Raw genomic sequence first — 17,227 nt, 5'->3', positions numbered from 1 at the left:
GCTGCGGGGTCACTCCGTCTTTTCCAGCGCCCTACGGAAGGGAAGCGGGCTCCGCAGTGCCTGTTCGATGCTCTCCAGGCTGCGGCCCTTCGTCTCGGGGACCTTCAGGACGACGAAGACGATGCAGGCCACGTTCATCAGCGCGTAGAAGAGGAACGTGCCGGAACGGCCGATGGTGTTGATCGCCGTCAGGGCGGTCATGGCGATGAGGAGGTCGAATCCCCACACGGAGACCGTGGCCAGACTGGTGGCCGGGCCGCGCACGCTCAGCGGCAGGATCTCCGGGCCGATGAGCCAGACGACGGCCTGCATCCCCACACCGTTGAAGAGGATGTACGCGAACAGCGCGATGATCACGGTCCAGCGCTGTGCCGATGCGCCCGAGGAGGTGGCGAAGGCCAGCGCCAGTACCACCATGGCAAGGGCCGAGCCGGGCAAAAACCACAGCATCGTGCGGCGTCGCCCGGCCTTGTCCACGGCGATGGCACCCACCACCCCCGCCACGACGAGCATCGCGCCGATCCCGATGCCGGTGAGCAGCGCCACCGAGTTCCCGAACCCCGCGTCGTCCAGGATCGTCGGCGCGTAGTACACGATGGCGTTGACCCCGGTGAGCTGGGAGAAGGCCGCGATGCCCACGGCGATCAGCAGAGCCGGGCGCAGCCAGCGCTGCCGGAGCTGTCGCCAACTGCCGCTGTCCGCGGACGAGTCGGCTGTCACGGCGGCGATCTCGGCCGCCTCCGCCCCGACGTCCGCTCCGGCGGGCCGAAGCCTGCGGAGCGTACGCACCGCGTCGTCCCCGCGGTTCTGCTCGATGAGCCAGCGCGGGCTCTCCGGCAGGAACAGCATTCCGATGGCCAGGGCCGCGGCGGGGATGACGGCGAGGGCGAACATGACGCGCCACCCGCCGCTGCCGGACAGCGCCCAGCCGCAGAGGTAGGCGATCAACTGCCCGATGGCGACCATGAGTTGGAAGAGCACCATGAGCCGGCCACGTACGGCCGCGGGCGCCAGCTCCGCGATGTAGACGGGCACCATGTTGGAGGCTCCGCCCACCGCGAGGCCGAGCACGAAGCGCGCGGCGATCAGCGTCGTCACGTCGGGGGAGAGCGCGGCCGCCACCGCACCGACCGCGAAGATCACCGCGACCGCCGCCACCACCTTGCGCCGGCCGTGCCGTACGGCGGTGCGCCCCGAGATCAGGGCGCCGGCCATCGCGCCGAGCAGGATGACGCTGACGACGATCTCCTGTTCGCGGGAGGAGAGGTCGAGGTCGTCGCGCAGGTGGAGCAGGGCGCCGGAGATGATGCCGGTGTCGTAGCCGAAGAGCAGGCCGCCGAGCGCCGAGACGGCGGCGACCGCGTAGACCAGCAGCGGCGGACGCCCCGCGCCTGCGGGGTGGGCCGGCGGACGCTCGGCCACCGTGGTCGCCTCAGGCATCGCCCATGACCAGGCCCTCGATGGTGTGCTTCTGGGTGATGGGCGTCAGTTCGTCGACGACCGGGCAGTCCAGGTGGTGGCGGACCCGCTCCGGCAGCGATTCCCAGAAGGCCCGCGTGACGGCCGTGTCGTGGCGGTCGGCGTTGTTCGCCTCGGGACCGTCGAGGCCCAGCACGAGCACGGGCCGCGCCTTGGCCGACTCGTTCTTGGTACCGCGGTGGATGGTCAGCGCGGTGCGCGCCGAGATGTCGCCGCGCTGCGGGTACTTGCGGACCGCGCGCTCCTCGTAGCGGCCGTAGCGTTCGCGGGGCGGGAACATCCCGTGCTCGAAGTCGGGCTCGTCGTCCCACTGGGTACCGGGCGCGATCTCGAAGGGCCCCATGTCCTCGGCGGTGTCGACGGCGGTGACGTTGAACGCCAGGGAGGTGAGGCGGCGTTCGGTGCGCGTCTCGTCGGGGAGGGGGAAGTCGCGGTGCCAGGGCTGGTTCACGGCGCCTTCGAGCGGTACGTCGAAGCCGAGTTCGACGATGCGGTAGTCGGGGCCGAGGACGGCCGTGGCCACCGACCGGACCCACGGGTGGTCGACCAGGTCGACGAAGCCCCGCAGCTGCTCGGGGTGGATCTCCACGTAGTACCGCTCCGGTCCCCGGCCCACGGCACCGTCGGGCCGGGAGCGCGCTTCCTCGTACGCCGTCTCGATGTCCTCGCGCAGCCGGTCGACCCACTCCTTGGTGAAGGCCCCCTTCCGCGCGGTGATGCCGTCCGTGTACAGATTCGCCGCGTCCTGCGTCACGTCGACGTCCAGGTCGGCGGGGCGGATACCCGGAAATGCGGACACAGTCATCCTTGCCTCCTTGCAAGCAGATCTTCCGCCCCTAGATTGCATCGCTGCATGCAACGTTGCAATACCCTTTGGTGCAGTCATTTTGTGAAGGGCGTCGCATGAAAGGATGACGGCGTGAGCAGTCGTCTGAAAGATGTGGCCGCACTGGCCGGCGTCTCCGTACGCACCGTGTCGAACGTCGTCAGCGGATCCGCCACGGTGGCGGCCGAGACCCGACAACGCGTCCAGGAGGTGATCGACGAGCTCGGCTACCGGCCCAACCTCGCCGCCCGCAGCCTGCGCGCCGGCCGCACCGGCATCATCGGCCTGGCCATCCCCGAACTGCACTCGCCGTACTTCGGCGAACTCGCCGGACTCCTGGTCGACGAGGCCCAGCGCCGCTCCTGGACCGTGATCATCGACCAGACCCGGGGCGACGCCGACGCCGAACGCCGCCTGCTCGCCCAGGGCGGCGGACGCGTGGTCGACGGCCTCATCATCAGCCCCTGGGCGCTGGACCCCGCCGAACTCGCCGCGACGGCACCGGCCGTCCCCCTCGTCCTGCTCGGCGAGCGCAGTCCGCAGGGAGCGGCCGACCGCGTCGCCGTCGACAACGTCGCCGCCGCCGGTGAGGCCACCGGCCACCTGATCGCTCTCGGCCGCCGCCGCATCGCCGCCATCGGCCTGCAGCCCCACCTGCACAACGGCACCGCCCGGCTGCGCGCCGAGGGCTACCGCCACGCGCTGGAGCGCGCCGGGCTCCCCCGGCTCCCCGACGCCCAGCGCCCGGTCGCCGCCCTGCACCGGGCGGACGGCGCCCGCGCCATGACCGAACTCCTCGACGGTCCCGTCGCCCCCGACGCCGTGTTCGCCTTCAGCGACGAACTCGCCCTCGGCGCCCTCCACGTGGCGCACGAACGGGGGTTGCGCGTACCCGAGGACCTCGCGATCGTCGGGTTCGACGACATCGAGGACGGCCGCTACAGCCACCCGCCCCTGACCACCATCGCGCCGGACAAGCGGCAGATCGCCGAGCGGTCCCTGCAATGCCTGGCGGACCGGATATACAGCCCCGGCAACGCCGTCCCCCCGCAGGAGCTGATCGTGCCGCACCGCCTCGTCCGGCGCGGCACCACCTGAGCACCCGTCACGCGGGACCGGGCCGGTCCGCTTCCCGGCGGTGGCCTCCCCCACGCCACCGTTCGGGGTCGATCCGGCCCGCGTACAGGGGGAGTTCGAGCGGCGGCTGATCCTCCGCGAAGGGGTCCCACACCCGGGTGAGGCCCGCGGTTCCGTGCGCGCGGACCCTGCGCGCCTCGGCGAGGTCGAGCACATCCGTCAGGACCAGCTCCGGCTCAGGCCCGGCCTCGGCGCGCACCCGCCCCTCGGGATCGACCAGCACGCTCCGGCCGATCCCGTCCGGCGGCGCCGCGTTGACGCTGGCCATGAAGACCTGATTGACGATGGCGTTGGCGCGCGCGAGGACCAGTTCCTGCGCCCGGTCCACGGTCGGCGTGCGCACCAGGTTCAGGACCAGATCGGCGCCCTGCCACGCCAAGTGCCGCGTGACCTCGGGGAACCAGGCGTCGTAGCAGATCGACAGACCCACCCGCCCGTACCCGTCCATGTCGAAGACCACGAACCGCGAGCCCGCCGCCGTCGTCTCGTGGGGCCGCCACGGGAACATCTTGCGATACGCCGCGACGCGCGCGCCCCGAGGCGAGTACACGACGGCCGTGTTGTAGATCTGCCCGTCCTCGCCCTGCTCGTAGACCGTGCCGGGGACGAGCCAGAGGTCCAGTTCGCGGGCCAGGCCGGACAGCATCGCGTCCCTCGGCCCGTCCAGCGGCTGCGCCGCCGCGACCATGACCTCCTCCGGGTCCTCGTCCTTCGCGTGCCCGCACAGATGCAGTTCCGGGTAGACCAGCAGCCGGATGCCGGGGTGGGTCCGGGCGAGCCGCCGTACCTCCGCGGCGAAGGCGTCCGGGTCGGGGGCGGAATGATGGCGGGCTGCGGCCTGGACCAGGCCGACCGACAGGGGCTGGGACATCGGGCGGAAGTCACCTTTCGGACGCGGACGGGGTGCATTCGAGCGCTGACGGGAGCACTGACGGGGGCGCGGCCGAGCCAATCACCCCGGTTTCCACGGGACAAGGCCCCTCTTTCCTGCGCGATCCACAGGAAGACCCTGCGCCTCGGCAGCACGGGCGGGCAGCCGATCGGCCGGCGAACGACGTGGTAGAACGGGCGAAACCGACCCTCACCCCGAGCGCTCACCCGCCCGAGCCCTCACACCCCGAGATCACCACACCACCGGACTCACAGACCCCGAGGCACAGGCAACCCATGACCCTCAATCAGCTGAGGGCCTTCGTCGAAGCGGAGCGGCTCGGGTCGTTCACCGCCGCGGCGCAGGCCCTGGACATGGCCCAGGCATCGGCCTCCGAACTGGTACGCCGGCTGGAGACCGAGCTGGACGCCGAGTTGTTCGTCCGCGGCAGCCGCACCCTGACCCTGACGTCGGCCGGACAGGAACTGCTGCCGTACGCCCAGCAATCGGTGGAAGCGGCGGATCACGGGACGCGGGCGGTGCGGTCGCTGGGTTCCCTCGGGGGCGGCACCGCCACCTTCGGGGTGCTGCGCAACGCCGACTACTACCTGCTCTCCAACCTCGTACAGATGTTCCACGCCCGCTATCCGTCCGTCCGGGTCCGGCTCGTGGGCCAGAACTCCGCCGAGACCGCCGCGGCCGTCGCAGCGGGGCGGATCGAGGCGGGCCTGGTCGTGCTGCCGATCGACGACGAGGGACTCGCGGTGAGTCCGCTCCTGCGCGACGAGGTCTACTACGTCAGCGCCAGCGAGGAACGCACCCGCACCCCTGTGACGATCGAGGCCTTCTCGCAGGCCCCCCTCGTGCTCTACGACGCCCATTACGGCTGGCAGGACCCGACCCGGCGACAGATCGCGGAGCGCGCGCAGCTCGCGGGAGTCACCGTAGACCCGCTGATCGAGCTCGAACACGTCGAGGCCGCTCTGAAGCTCGTGGCAGCCGGGGTGGGCGACACGATCGCCAGCCGTGCGGTGGTCGCCGGGCCCACGTTCCCCGCCGGCCTGCGCACCGCCTCCTTCGCCGAGCCCCTGTACGACACCGTCGCCCTGGTCCGGCGTAGGGGCCACCCTCTGTCTCGCGCCACCCGGGAACTCGCCCGGATCGCCGAGGACACCCTCCGCGAGATCGGCGCCGGTCTCAGCCTCTGACCCTGCCACAGGGAAACCCTTTGACTCGGACAGGAACTGCCCCTCTAGTCCTGTGCCAACGCGGCGTCTAGCGTCCAGGCCATGCAGATCACGCACGACGAAGCCCAGGCCCTCCCCCCGCTCCAGTGGCTGAAGAAGCCGGCCGTCGACGGCCCTCCCGCCCAGCGCGCCCCCAAGGTGGTCGAGCGGGTGTCGCAGATGCTCAAGGAGATCGAGCACAAGGGCATGGACGCGGTACGCGCCTACGCCCAGGAGCTGGACGGCTGGTCCGGCGAGCTGGAGATCGGGGCCGCCGAGCTCAAGAAGTCGGGGGACGCGCTGCCCCCGGATGTCCGCACCGCCCTGGAGATGGGGTACGAGCGCACCCACCGGTTCGCCGCCGCCCAGCGCGAGCACCTGACGGACTTCGAGATCGAGGTCGCCCCCGGCGTGGCCGGCGGCCAGCGCTACGTCCCGGTCTCTCGAGTCGGCGCCTACCTGCCGGCCGGCCGCTTCCCGCTGCTCGCCAGCGCCTTCATGACAGTGAACGTCGCCAAGACGGCCGGGGTTCCCACCGTGCTGGCGTGCACTCCCCCGTCGGGTGAGCACGGCGCCCACCCCGCCGTGCTGTACGGCGCCTACCTGTCCCGCGCCGACCGCGTCTTCGCCCTCGGCGGCGTCCAGGCGCTGGGCGCGATGGCCTTCGGCCTGCTCGGCGAGGCCCCGGTCGACATGCTGGTCGGCGCCGGGAACGCCTTCGTCACCGAGGCGAAGCGGCAGCTGTTCGGCCAGGTCGGGATCGACCTGCTGGCCGGCCCCTCCGAGGTCGCGGTCATCGCCGACGACAGCGCGGACCCGGTGTGGGTCGCGGCGGACCTGCTGGGCCAGGCCGAGCACGGCCCCAACTCCCCCGCCGCGCTGATCACCACGTCCGAGAAGCTGGGGCGCGCCGTCGTCACGGAGATCGAGCGGCAGCTCGCGTCCCTGTCCACCCGGGACATCGCCGGACCGGCCTGGCGCGACTTCGGTTCGGTCATCGTGGTGGGCGACCGGGCCGACGCCGTCGCCGTGGCCGACGTACTGGGCCCCGAGCACCTGGAGATCCAGACCGAGGACGACGACTACTACCTGACCAACCTCACCTGCTACGGCTCCCTGTTCATCGGGCGGTGGTCCACCGTCGCCTACTCCGACAAGGGCATCGCCGGCACCAACCACGTGCTGCCGACCGGCAAGACCGCCCGGTACAACGCCGGACTCTCCGTCTCCCGCTTCCTCAAGCCGCTGACCTACCAGCGGGCCGCGAAGGAAGGCACGGCGGCCCTGGCCCCCGCGGTCGAGCGGATCTCCGCCTTCGAGGGACTGGCGGCGCACGGCGCGACCGCCACGCTCCGCATCGACGAGATCGGCCGGACGGCCGGGATGTTCGACGCCGTCCCGGCAGCCCTGCGCGACCAGCTCTGATCCCCGGCTCCTGGCCGCCGCACCTGGTGCGGCGGCCAGGAGCCGCACCGCGAAACGCCCCCTGTACGCCCGTCCCCTCCCTCTCCAGGTCGCCCGCGCCCCACGCTCATCCGAGGATCCCCGTATGCACCACCCGTCCGAGCCACCCCCGGCCGCCCCCGCCGGCGCGGCCCTCACCCAGGGCCTCAAGGGCCGTCAGATCACCATGATCTCCATCGGCGGAGTGATCGGCGCCGGCCTCTTCGTCGGTTCGTCCACCGCGGTGGCCACCGCGGGCCCCGCCGTCCTTATCTCGTTCCTGCTGGCCGCCGCCCTGGTGGTGCTCGTCATGCAGATGCTCGGCGAGATGGCCGTCGCCAACCCCGACACGGGCTCCTTCTCCACGTACGCCGACAGGGCCCTGGGCCGCTGGGCCGGGTTCTCGATCGGCTGGCTGTACTGGTGGTTCTACATCCTCGTCATCCCCATCGAGGCCATCGCGGCAGGCGAGGTCATCGCCGCTCTCACCGGACTGCCCAGCTGGCTCCCGGCACTGGCGATGATCGTGCTGCTGGCGGGCAGCAACCTCCTCGCGGTGCGCAACTACGGGGAGTTCGAGTACTGGTTCGCCCTGCTGAAGGTCGTCGCGATCGTGGCCTTCCTGGTCCTGGGAGTCCTCGCCGTCCTCGGCCTGCTGCCCGGCTCCGGCACCAGCGGAGTCTCGAACCTGTGGAGCAACGGCGGCTTCGCGCCGAAGGGCGCCACGGCCGTCCTCGCCGGCCTGCTCACCGCGATGTTCAGCTTCCAGGGCAGTGAGATCGTCACCATCGCCGCGGCCGAGTCCGAGGAACCGAGGAAGAACATCAAGAAGGCCGTCCGCGCCGTCGTCTGGCGTCTCGGCCTCTTCTACGTCGGCTCGATCCTCATCGTGGTCTGTCTCGTGCCGTGGAACTCCGACGACCTGGCGGCCGCCGGCTCCTACCAGGCCGTCCTGGAGCGGATGAACATCCCCGGGGCGGGACGGATCATGGACGTCGTTCTGGTCATCGCCGTCAGCAGCTGCCTCAACTCCGCCGTCTACACCGCTTCCCGCATGGTGTTCTCCCTGGCCAAGCGCGGCGACGCGCCGGCCGCCTTCGCCCGCACCTCCCGCCACGGAGTGCCCCGCAACGCGGTCGTGGTCTCCACCGTCATCGGCATCGTCGCGGTGATCGCCAACTACCTGCTGCCGAGCGTCTTCTCCTACCTCATCGCCTCCAGCGGCGCGATCGCACTCATGATGTACCTGGTCATCGCGCTCACCCAGTACGCGATCCGGCGCAAGGAGGGGGACCCGCGCGAGGTGCGCATGTGGGGGTTCCCCTGTCTCACCCTCGCCACGATCGCCTTCATCGCCGGGGTGCTGGTCCTCATGGCCGTACTGCCGGGGCACCGGCTCGAACTGTGGCTCTCCCTCGGCCTCGCCGCGGTCCTCGTCGGCGTGGGTGTCCTGCGCCAACGGCGGCTGCGGGCGGGCCCGGACGGCACGGACGCCGCCGGGAAGAGCGGGGCCACGGCCACCGAGCCGCCCTCGACGACGACCGCCTCGCGGCTCTGACGGTCAGGAGACGCGCGCGTGGGTGGCCCTGGGGACGAACTCGGTCGGCAGGACCAGGCGTTCGCCCCCGGGGTCGACGTCCCCGCCGATCCGGCGCACCAGCAGCCGGGCCGCCTGCCGCGACAGTTCCCCCAGGTCGTGCCCGACAGTGGTCAGCCGGAACACCTCCCAGGAGGCCATCGGCAGATCGTCGAAGCCGATGACGGTGAGATCGTCGGGGACCCTGATCCCGGCCGCGAGCGCGGCGTTCAGGACACCGATGGCGACCACGTCGTTGCCGCAGAACACCGCTGTCGGCGCTTCGGCCGCCGCCATCAGGACGGGCAGCGCGCGGTACCCGGTGTCGTACTCGAACGCGCCGCGCACCACCCGGTCCTCGGCGAGCCCGACCCCCGCGTCGGCGAGCGCCAGCCGGAAGCCCAGTTCGCGGTCGCGGCCGGTCGTGGTGTTGGCCGCGCCGAAGATGCCCGCGATCCGCCGGTGCCCCAGGGCGACGAGTTCCCGGGCCACCAGCCGGCCACCGCCCTCGTTGTCGACGACCGAGGCATAGTCGTCCGGCCCGCCGGTGTCGCGGTTGAGGAAGACGAAGGGCATGCCCCGCCGCTCCAGCTGGGCGGGCAGCCGGGAGTCGGTGGTCGCCGTCGCCAGGACGACACCGTCCAGCGACTGGTCGAGGAGTCGCTCCTCGGCGACCGCCTCGTCCGACCGCTCCGTGATGAGCATCATCCGGTAGCCCAGGGTGCGCAGTTCGTCGTGGAGCGGCGCGATCACATGCGGGTAGAAGGGGTTCGTCAGGTCGGTCACGATGACGCCGACGCGCCGCGTGGACCGCGTCGACAGGGTGCGTCCCGCTTCGCTCGGCACGTAGTTCAGCGCCTGGGCCGCCCGTCTGACCTTCTCCCGGGTCGCCTCCGACACCCGGGGGTCGTCGCGCAGCGCCCGGGAGACCGTGGGCTGCGAGACACCCGCCAGCCTGGCCACGTCGTGACTGGTGATCCCCATCGGCTCGCTCCTCGTCGCCACCACTGCGCCGCCCCGGCGCGCATCCCGATCAGTATACGTATGTCGACTGCGCCGTCGGTGGTCGACGCCCCCTTCGCCAGAAGCCGTCTGCGCCACGCATCTTCCGGACACTCCCCCACGCGCACCTCTTGACACTTTCTCCCTCCAGGGCCTGTCATGGAGATACATACGTATTCACGAGCAAGGAGCGGTCATGCCCGATGTCGTCGTATCCACCAGCGAACTGACCCACCGCACGGTGCGCCGCAGCGACTTCGTCTCCTGCAACCAGGCCTTCATCGACTGCCGTACCCCCGGCTCCGACCGGAAGGAGAACTACGCGATGATCGGTCCCGGCGTCTCCCAGGCCGCCGGTCAGCACGTCAACCTCCGCCTGCCGCACGGCTACAACATCGGCGCCGCGGCCATGCCGCACGGCATCACCAACAACCTCCACCTCCACTACACGGCCGAGGTCTTCGTCTGCACCGAGGGCGAGTACCTGCTGCGCTGGGGCGCCGACGGCACCGAAGGCGAACTCCTGCTCAAGGCCGGTGACATCGCGTCCGTCCCCACCTGGATCTTCCGCGGCTTCACCAACACCGGCCCGGACGACGGCTGGCTCTTCACCGTGCTGGGCATGGACCACACCGGCGGCATCATCTGGGGCCCCTCGGTCCTGCGCGAGGCGGAGGGCCACGGCCTGTACCTCAGCGCCGAGAACAAGCTGATCGACACGGTCGCCGGCGACACCCTCCCGCCGGAGGCCGAACGCGTCAGCCCCATGACCCAGGAGCAGATCGACCGACTGCGCCACTACAGCCCCGACGAGATGAAGCGCCGGATCGCCGCCGCGGACGAACTGGTGTGGTCCGAGCACCCCTTCCTCGACAGCACCCTGCCCGGTGGCGGCGTGCGCCTGAGCTGCGTCATCGGGTACGGCATGACCGAGGACCCGCACCAGGACCCCCGGATCTTCAACCCGCACGGCCACAACGCCGCCTGGCTGCGCGCCGATCCGGGCCAGGGCGTCTCGCTCCACCGGCAGCACGAGACCCAGACGCTGATCGTGAAGGACGGCCTGTGGGAGGTCACGCTCAACCGCACCGACCCGGTGTCGGTACGCCTGGGCCCCCGCGACATGCTCTCCGTCCCGCAGGACGCCTGGCGGACCCTGCGCAACGTCGGCGACAGCCAGGGAGACCTGCTCGTGGTCAACTCCGGCGACGGCAGGGTCCGTCTGGAGTGGGACGAGGAAGTCCTCAAGGCCGCCGCCGACGCGGGCCTCGGCATCGACCACAACGGCTACGTCGCCCCGTACGCCCTGCTGCCCCGCTCCGCGCGGCGCTGGTGACCGGCGTGCGTCGGGGCGACCGGGCAGGCGCGCTGCCGTTGGTCGTGGTTCCCGGCATGCTCTGCGACGCGAGCCTGTGGTCCGATGTCGACTTCCCCGCCGGCCACGACGTCCACCACGTGCCGCTGACCGAGCCGGACATCGGGGCGCTTGCGGAGGATGTGCTGGCCGCGGTGCCGGGCCCGTTCGTCCTGGTCGGGCTGAGCCTGGGAGCCATCGTCGGCTTCGAGGCACTGCGCCGGGCACCGGAGCGGATCGCGGGCCTGTGCGTGATGTCGGCCAACGCGGGCGCCCCGCGCCCCGAGCAGTACGCGGCCTGGCGCGCGATGGACGGGCTGATCGATGCCGGGCGGTTCGCGGACGTCGTCGAGCAGACCCTGCCCGACATGTTTCCCGGCCGCCCCTCGCCCGAAGCCGCGCGGCGCTACCGCCGCATGGCACAGAGCGTGGGCCCCGACGCAGCCCGCGCCCAGCTCGCCGCGCAGGCGACCCGTACGGACGCGAGCGCCGCCTTGCGCACCGCCCGGTGCCCCGCGGTCGTACTGAGCGGAACACGGGACTCCCTGTGCCCGCCCACCTTCCACCGGACGATCGCGCGCGCCGTGCCGGGAGCCCGGCTGCGGGAACTGTCCGACGCCGGCCACCTGCTGCCCTGGCAGCGCCCCGACGCCGTCGCCACTGCCCTGCGCGCGGTACTCGCCGCCGCCGAGCGGGACGAACCGGCCCTGAGCACCACACCCTGAACTCCACCCGGGACCGCTCCCCGCCGACCGATCCCCTCTTGCACACCCCTCCCCCCAATGAAGAGAGCCGTGTCATGCCCCGATTCCTCAAATCCCCCGTGCCCGCCACCGAGGTGCGTGCCGCCCGCGCGGATGTCGCCGAGCGCGTCCACGCCATCCTCGACGACATCCGTGAGCGCGGCGACGAAGCGGTCCGCCAGTACTCCGAGAAGTTCGACGGCTGGAGCCCCGGGTCCTTCCGCCTGACGCCCGACGCGATCGAGCGGATCATCTCCGGGGTCCCGGGGACCGTCCTGGACGACATCCGCTTCGTCCAGGAGCAGGTGCGCACGTTCGCCCGGGCCCAGCGCGACTCGATGCGCGACGTCGAGATCGAGACGCTGCCCGGCGTCCACCTCGGCCACCGTCACGTGCCGGTGGCCGGCGCCGGTGCGTACGTACCCGGCGGGCGCTACCCGCTGACCGCGTCGGCGCACATGACCATCGTGACCGCCAAGGTGGCGGGGGTCCCCCGGGTCGCCGCCTGCACCCCGCCGATCCGGGGCGAGATCCCGGCCGCCACCGTCGCGGCGATGCACCTCGCGGGCGCCGACGAGATCTACCTGCTGGGCGGCGTCCAGGCCGTCGCGGCGCTGGCCCTGGGGACGGAGACCATCGGGCGGGTCCCGATGATCGCCGGGCCCGGCAACGCCTATGTCGCGGAGGCCAAGCGCCAGTTGTTCGGTGAGGTCGGCATCGACCTGTTCGCCGGACCGACCGAGATCCTGGTGATCGCCGACGAGCACGCGGACCCGTTCGTCGTCGCCGTCGACCTGCTCTCCCAGGCGGAGCACGGCCCGGACTCCCCCGCCGTGCTGGTGACCACGTCCGAGAAGCTGGGCCGCGAGGTCGCGCAGCACATCGAGCGCCTGCTGCCCGGCATGCCGACGAAGGACTTCGCCGAACCGGCCTGGCGCGACCACGGCGAGATCGTCGTGGCCGACTCCCTCGACGAGGCCTTCGCGATCGCGGACTCCTACGCCAGCGAACACGTCGAGGTCCTCACCGAGAACCCGCGCCAGGCGCTGGACAAGATGCACGACTACGGCGCGCTCTTCCTCGGCGAGGGCACCTGCGTCTCCTACGGCGACAAGGTCATCGGCACCAACCACGTACTGCCCACCCGGGGCGCCGCGCGCTACACCGGCGGCCTGTGGGTCGGGAAGTACCTCAAGACGGTCACGTATCAGGAAGTCACCGACACCTCGTCCTCGGCGCGGCTCGGCGAGGTGTGCGGACGGGCCGCACGCGTCGAGCTGTTCGAGGGGCACGCCCGCTCCGGTGACGTACGAGCCGCCAAGTACGGCAAGGGCACCCTGCCGTGGAACGACGAGGCCCGCGCGTGAGCCGCCCCGCGACGCCGCTCGCCGGACGGACCGCGCTGGTCACCGGAGGGGGCAGCGGACTCGGCGCCGCCATCACCCGGTCACTGCTCTCCGACGGCGCCCGCGTGGTCATCACGGGACGCGACGAAACCGCGCTCAAGGAGACGGCCACCCGGCTCGGCCCGAGCGTCACCCATCAGGTCTGCGACGTGTCCCGGCTCGACGACGTCCGGGAACTCGCGGAGAACCTCGCGGGCGAGGAGATATCGGTCCTGGTCAACAACGCCGGGATCGCCGGGCCCGTGGCCCCGCTGACGGAGATCGCGCCCGACGAGTGGGACGAGGTCTTCGACGTGAACGTGCGCGGGGTGTTCCTGATGTGCCGGGCCTTCCTCCCCGCCATGACGGACCGCGGCACCGGCGACGTGATCAACATCGCCTCGGTGTCGGGCAAACGACCCCTGCTGCGGCGTACGCCCTACTGCGCCTCGAAGATGGCGGTCATCGGTCTCACGGCGACACTGGCGGGCGAGGTCGGACCGCTGGGGGTCACGGTGAACTCCCTTTCCCCGGGCCCCGTTTCGGGCCCGCGGATGGAGCGCAACTTCCGCCTGGAGGCCGAGCGCACGGGCAGCACCCACGAACAGGCCGAGCAGGCTTTCGTGTCACGCTCCGCCCTCGGCCGCATGGTCACCGAGGACGAGGTCGGTGAGGCGGTGAGCGCGATGCTGCGGATGCGCGGCCTGTGCGGAGCCGATATCGACCTGTCGGCCGGGATGGTGGCACGGTGACGGCGCGAAGCGCGGAGCCCGCGCGCCGTGGCCTCAAGCAGCGGCTGGCGGACGGTGAGCAACTGCGCGGCGCGCTGCTGCGACTGCCGTCGGAGACGCTCGTGGAGATGGCGGGCGTGGCGGGTCTCGACTATGTGGTCATCGACTGCGAACACGGGCCGGCCGACACCGCTCTGCTCCAGCACCACCTCACGGCCGCGGCCGCCCAGGGGATCGACGTCCTCGTCCGCGTGGGCACGTCCGAACCGGCCCTGGCGCTGCGCTGCCTGGACCTGGGAGCCGTCGGCGTGATCCATCCGCATATCGACAGCGCCGAGGACGCCCGGCGGGCGGTGGCCGCGAGTCACTACCCGCCGCTCGGCGAACGGGGCTTCGCCACGTACAGCAGAGCGGGCCGGTTCGGCACGGTCTCCGCGGCCGAGCATGTGGCCGCCTCCCGGGACACCCTGGTCGTGGCGATGATCGAGACCGAGCGGGCCTGCGCCGCGGCCGACGCGATCGCCGGCACACCGGGCGTGGACGCCGTCCTGGTCGGTCCTGCCGATCTGGCGGCGGACTGCGGTTTCCCCGACCGGTCCACCGTCACCGCGCTGATCGCCCGCGCGCACCGGGCCACCCGCGCACAGGACCGCGCGGTCATGACCATCGTGCCCGGTCAGGACGCGGCCCGAGCAGCCGAGCAGGCGGGCTCCCAGCTGATTCTCTTCAACATGGCGCAGGTCCTCATGGACACCCTGCGGGCCCTCGCGGAGCCCGGCACCACGGAGACCACATGCACCTCGGCAACCCCTTGACGGCCCTTACCCGGCCCCATAGCGTTCACCACGAGTTCATACGTATGCACATCCTTCGCAGCATCTCTCGCACCCCTCGCACCCCTCTCCCTGCGCGATCGGAGAAGCCATGTCCGCCGCAGCGCCTCCCAGTACAGCCACCGGCTCCACCACGGTCGACCCGGACAAGCGGAACGCGATTCGCCGAGCCATCGCCGCGGGAAGCATCGGTAACTTCGTAGAACAGTTCGACTACGGTCTTTATGGCTACATGGCGCCGATCATGGCTCCCGCGTTCTTCCCCGAGAGCGACAGGACCGTCGCCGTCCTGGGGACCTACGCGATCATCGCCGTGGCGTGCCTGTTCCGGCCGCTGGGCGGAACACTGGTCGGCCGCTGGGGCGACCGGGCCGGCCGCAAGAAGACGCTGCTGTGGACCATCGTGTTCATGGGTGTGGCGACCGCCCTCATCGGAGCGCTGCCCACGTACCACCAGGTCGGCATCCTCGCGCCGGTCCTGCTCCTGGTGCTCCGCGTTGTGCAGGGCACGGTGTCCGGCGGTGAGTACGTCGGCGCGGTGGCCTTCATCGTCGAGTGGGCGGAGCCCAACCGGCGGGCCTACTACACCTCTTACGCCTCCAACAGCTGCTTCGTCGGCACCCTCGCCGGCGCCGGCACGGCCGCGCTGACCAGCTGGGTGTTCGCGGGCCCCTCCCTCGACTCATGGGGCTGGCGCATACCGTTCCTGCTGGCGATCCCGCTCAGCCTGGTCGGCATCTGGCTGCGCCGGCACATCGAGGAGACCCCGGAGTTCGTCCGCGCCACCGCCGACGGGACGCAGGTCGTCAAGTCGCCGGTCCTCGAGGCGCTGCGCTCCCAGCGGCGGCCCATCCTGGTCTACTGCGGCATCTCGATCATGTGCGCGATCCTCTCCTACACCTGGGTCACGTTCTATCCGCAGTACCTGACGGACACGCTCGGCCTGCCGCGCTGGATGGGCCTCGCCTCGAACGCCATCTCGATCGCGGTCCTCATCCCGCTGCTCCCGCTGGCCGGCATGCTCTCGGACCGGATCGGGCGCAAGCCGATGCTGATCACGGGCGCCCTGGCCTGCATCTTCCTGGTCCCGGTCGCCTTCTGGGTCGGCGAGGGCGGCACCTTCGGCGCCGCGATCGCCAGCCAACTGATCTACCTGGTCCCGGAGTTCTTCCTGACCGGCATCATCACGGTCTGCGCCGCGGAGCTCTTCGCGACCCGTACGCGGTTCAGCGCGAGCGCCATCGCGTACAACAGCTCCTTCTCCATCTTCATGGGGATCACACCGTTCGTGGCGACCCTGCTCGTCAGTACCTTCGACACCATCTACGCCGTGTGGGTCTATCTGGCGGCTGCCGCGGTCCTGGCCCTCGTCGTGGTGACCACCTTCATGACGGAGACGTACCGGAGCCAGCTGGGCGCGGACAAGTTCGCCCGATAGAAGAGACTGGACCTCCGCGCCCTCGCCGGGGCCGACGACTACATACGAATTCACATCTTCACCCCACTCAGAACGGAGCCATCATGCCCCTCGACCCCGTCGCCTACCTCCCCTACAAGGACCCGGACGACTTCATCCGTGAGGTCACCGACCGCATCTGGGTCGACCGCGACATCGACCACATCGTCGAGAACTACGAGCCCGACTCGATCGTCCACACGAGTCTCGGCACGGTCGTCGGCCGCGATGGCGTGATCGAGGGCACCACCATGCGGATCGGCAGCACCCCGGGCCACATCGGCCAGGCCGAGGACGTGGTGTGGGAGGCCCGTGGTGACGACGCGTTCCTCAGCTCGCATCTGGTCTTCTCCGCCGACGAGCACCTCGTCGACGGCCGCAACATCCGCATCCGCAAGCGCACGGTGGCCAACTGCCTCTACCGCCGCGGCCGCATGGTCGAGGAGTGGGTGGTCCGCGACGAACTGGCGGACTGTCTGCAGCGCGGACTCGATCCCGACGAGGCAGCTCGTGCCCTGCAGTTCCAGGGGTACAGCGGGTCCATGACCGAGGAGCCGCCCAAGGACGTGCTCCTGTCCGGCGTGAGCGGGCCGCGCCCCGACGAGTTCCGTCCCGAGTGCGAGATGGTGCTGGAGTTCATGGACGAGGTGTGGAGCCGGCGCCGGCTGCACAGGGTCAAGGACTTCATGGCCCGCGATCTCTTCCTGCACACCATCGGCGACCGCACCGTCATCCGGCCGGAGCGCTACCAGAGCGACCTTCTCTCCATGGTCGGCGCCTTCCCGGACGCCCGGTTCGCCGTACGGGACATCCAGACCAACCACTCCGAGCGGCACGCCGGCCTGCGCATCGCCGTCCTGTGGACCATGCACGGCACCTACCGGGGCACGACGACCTTCGGCCCCCTCACCGGCCAGCCGGTCACGATGCTCGGCGTGTCCCAGTTCCTGGTCCAGGAGGGCCGCATCGTCAAGGAGTTCCGCGTCTACGACGAGATCTCCCTGCGCGCGCAGATCAACGCGGTCCGGGGCGACGGCCCCGACGTGGAGGCCAACATCTACTGACCCTGAGCGTGTGAAAGCGGGGTGGGGGGGGGGGGGGGGGGGGGCGGCCCCCCCCCCCCCCCGCGCGCCCCCCGGGGGGGGTGTGTGGAGAAAGGCCGAGC

Annotated in this window: 15 protein-coding genes; 11 read left to right on the top strand and 4 right to left on the bottom strand. The window is 71.2% G+C overall.

Going from position 1 to position 17,227, the window contains the following annotated elements:
- Positions 1 to 9 precede the first annotated feature (9 nt).
- Both AB0J02_RS36000 and AB0J02_RS35995 read right to left on the bottom strand, forming a co-directional pair.
- Positions 10 to 1,440: a sugar porter family MFS transporter gene (locus AB0J02_RS36000; protein WP_363198056.1), complete on the bottom strand. Its 1,431-nt coding sequence runs from the start codon at positions 1,438 to 1,440 to the stop codon at positions 10 to 12.
- Entirely contained in the window at positions 1,433 to 2,284 is an 852-nt protein-coding gene (locus AB0J02_RS35995) for a phytanoyl-CoA dioxygenase family protein (protein WP_363198055.1), read from the bottom strand. Before AB0J02_RS35995 ends, AB0J02_RS36000 begins: the two co-directional genes overlap by 8 nt.
- Before the next feature lie 114 nt (positions 2,285 to 2,398).
- On the opposite strand from AB0J02_RS35995, the gene AB0J02_RS35990 reads away from it, so the two are divergent.
- Positions 2,399 to 3,403: a LacI family DNA-binding transcriptional regulator gene (locus tag AB0J02_RS35990; protein ID WP_363198054.1), complete on the top strand. Its 1,005-nt coding sequence runs from the start codon at positions 2,399 to 2,401 to the stop codon at positions 3,401 to 3,403.
- 7 nt (positions 3,404 to 3,410) lie between these two features.
- Here AB0J02_RS35990 and AB0J02_RS35985 read toward each other — a convergent pair whose 3' ends face one another.
- Positions 3,411 to 4,313, bottom strand: a complete 903-nt coding sequence (locus AB0J02_RS35985) for a carbon-nitrogen hydrolase family protein (RefSeq protein ID WP_363198053.1) — start codon at positions 4,311 to 4,313, stop codon at positions 3,411 to 3,413.
- A gap of 296 nt (positions 4,314 to 4,609) precedes the next feature.
- Between AB0J02_RS35985 and AB0J02_RS35980 the strand changes: the two genes are divergently transcribed.
- The 3 genes from AB0J02_RS35980 to AB0J02_RS35970 all read left to right on the top strand — a co-directional run bounded on the left by AB0J02_RS35980 (position 4,610) and on the right by AB0J02_RS35970 (position 8,540).
- Entirely contained in the window at positions 4,610 to 5,521 is a 912-nt protein-coding gene (locus AB0J02_RS35980; protein WP_363198052.1) for a LysR family transcriptional regulator, read from the top strand.
- Positions 5,522 to 5,602: 81 nt separating this feature from the next.
- The gene (gene hisD / locus AB0J02_RS35975; RefSeq protein ID WP_363198051.1) at positions 5,603 to 6,964 is read left to right on the top strand and encodes a histidinol dehydrogenase; all 1,362 of its coding nucleotides are present in this window, start codon (positions 5,603 to 5,605) and stop codon (positions 6,962 to 6,964) included.
- A gap of 124 nt (positions 6,965 to 7,088) precedes the next feature.
- A complete protein-coding gene (locus tag AB0J02_RS35970; RefSeq protein WP_363198050.1) occupies positions 7,089 to 8,540 on the top strand; it encodes an amino acid permease in 1,452 nt (483 codons plus the stop codon).
- Positions 8,541 to 8,543: 3 nt separating this feature from the next.
- Here the strand turns inward: AB0J02_RS35970 and AB0J02_RS35965 are convergent, their stop codons facing one another.
- Positions 8,544 to 9,542, bottom strand: a complete 999-nt coding sequence (locus AB0J02_RS35965; RefSeq protein ID WP_363198049.1) for a LacI family DNA-binding transcriptional regulator — start codon at positions 9,540 to 9,542, stop codon at positions 8,544 to 8,546.
- A gap of 214 nt (positions 9,543 to 9,756) precedes the next feature.
- Here AB0J02_RS35965 and AB0J02_RS35960 point away from each other — a divergent pair, with 214 nt between their 5' ends.
- From AB0J02_RS35960 to AB0J02_RS35930, 7 genes are all read left to right on the top strand, one after another.
- Positions 9,757 to 10,896, top strand: a complete 1,140-nt coding sequence (locus tag AB0J02_RS35960; RefSeq protein ID WP_363198048.1) for a hypothetical protein — start codon at positions 9,757 to 9,759, stop codon at positions 10,894 to 10,896.
- Between the two features lie 5 nt (positions 10,897 to 10,901).
- Positions 10,902 to 11,639 (top strand): alpha/beta fold hydrolase, encoded by a 738-nt coding sequence (locus AB0J02_RS35955; RefSeq protein ID WP_363198047.1) that lies wholly within the window; start codon positions 10,902 to 10,904, stop codon positions 11,637 to 11,639.
- A 74-nt stretch (positions 11,640 to 11,713) separates the two neighbouring features.
- On the top strand, positions 11,714 to 13,024 hold the full coding sequence (gene hisD / locus AB0J02_RS35950; RefSeq protein ID WP_363198046.1) for a histidinol dehydrogenase: 1,311 nt from the start codon (positions 11,714 to 11,716) through the stop codon (positions 13,022 to 13,024).
- Positions 13,021 to 13,794, top strand: coding sequence for an SDR family oxidoreductase (locus tag AB0J02_RS35945; protein ID WP_363198045.1), 774 nt, complete (start codon positions 13,021 to 13,023; stop codon positions 13,792 to 13,794). Before hisD (AB0J02_RS35950) ends, AB0J02_RS35945 begins: the two co-directional genes overlap by 4 nt.
- Positions 13,791 to 14,588 (top strand): aldolase/citrate lyase family protein, encoded by a 798-nt coding sequence (locus AB0J02_RS35940; RefSeq protein WP_363198044.1) that lies wholly within the window; start codon positions 13,791 to 13,793, stop codon positions 14,586 to 14,588. Before AB0J02_RS35945 ends, AB0J02_RS35940 begins: the two co-directional genes overlap by 4 nt.
- Before the next feature lie 109 nt (positions 14,589 to 14,697).
- Positions 14,698 to 16,044, top strand: coding sequence for an MFS transporter (locus tag AB0J02_RS35935; RefSeq protein ID WP_363198043.1), 1,347 nt, complete (start codon positions 14,698 to 14,700; stop codon positions 16,042 to 16,044).
- A gap of 83 nt (positions 16,045 to 16,127) precedes the next feature.
- Positions 16,128 to 17,126, top strand: coding sequence for an ester cyclase (locus AB0J02_RS35930; RefSeq protein ID WP_363198042.1), 999 nt, complete (start codon positions 16,128 to 16,130; stop codon positions 17,124 to 17,126).
- Positions 17,127 to 17,227 lie beyond the last annotated feature (101 nt).

The sequence above is a fragment of the Streptomyces sp. NPDC050264 genome (assembly GCF_040655895.1).
Classification (GTDB): domain Bacteria; phylum Actinomycetota; class Actinomycetes; order Streptomycetales; family Streptomycetaceae; genus Streptomyces.
This window is presented reverse-complemented; position numbering and strand designations above follow the sequence as displayed.

Bases quoted from the DNA above. Each gene is read 5' to 3' on its own strand.
- AB0J02_RS36000 (WP_363198056.1), bottom strand. From the start codon at position 1,440: ATGCCTGAGGCGACCACGGTGGCCGAGCGTCCGCCGGCCCACCCCGCA.
- AB0J02_RS35995 (WP_363198055.1), bottom strand. From the start codon at position 2,284: ATGACTGTGTCCGCATTTCCGGGTATCCGCCCCGCCGACCTGGACGTC.
- AB0J02_RS35985 (WP_363198053.1), bottom strand. From the start codon at position 4,313: ATGTCCCAGCCCCTGTCGGTCGGCCTGGTCCAGGCCGCAGCCCGCCAT.
- AB0J02_RS35980 (WP_363198052.1), top strand. From the start codon at position 4,610: ATGACCCTCAATCAGCTGAGGGCCTTCGTCGAAGCGGAGCGGCTCGGG.
- hisD (WP_363198051.1), top strand. From the start codon at position 5,603: ATGCAGATCACGCACGACGAAGCCCAGGCCCTCCCCCCGCTCCAGTGG.
- AB0J02_RS35970 (WP_363198050.1), top strand. From the start codon at position 7,089: ATGCACCACCCGTCCGAGCCACCCCCGGCCGCCCCCGCCGGCGCGGCC.
- AB0J02_RS35965 (WP_363198049.1), bottom strand. From the start codon at position 9,542: ATGGGGATCACCAGTCACGACGTGGCCAGGCTGGCGGGTGTCTCGCAG.
- AB0J02_RS35960 (WP_363198048.1), top strand. From the start codon at position 9,757: ATGCCCGATGTCGTCGTATCCACCAGCGAACTGACCCACCGCACGGTG.
- hisD (WP_363198046.1), top strand. From the start codon at position 11,714: ATGCCCCGATTCCTCAAATCCCCCGTGCCCGCCACCGAGGTGCGTGCC.
- AB0J02_RS35935 (WP_363198043.1), top strand. From the start codon at position 14,698: ATGTCCGCCGCAGCGCCTCCCAGTACAGCCACCGGCTCCACCACGGTC.
- AB0J02_RS35930 (WP_363198042.1), top strand. From the start codon at position 16,128: ATGCCCCTCGACCCCGTCGCCTACCTCCCCTACAAGGACCCGGACGAC.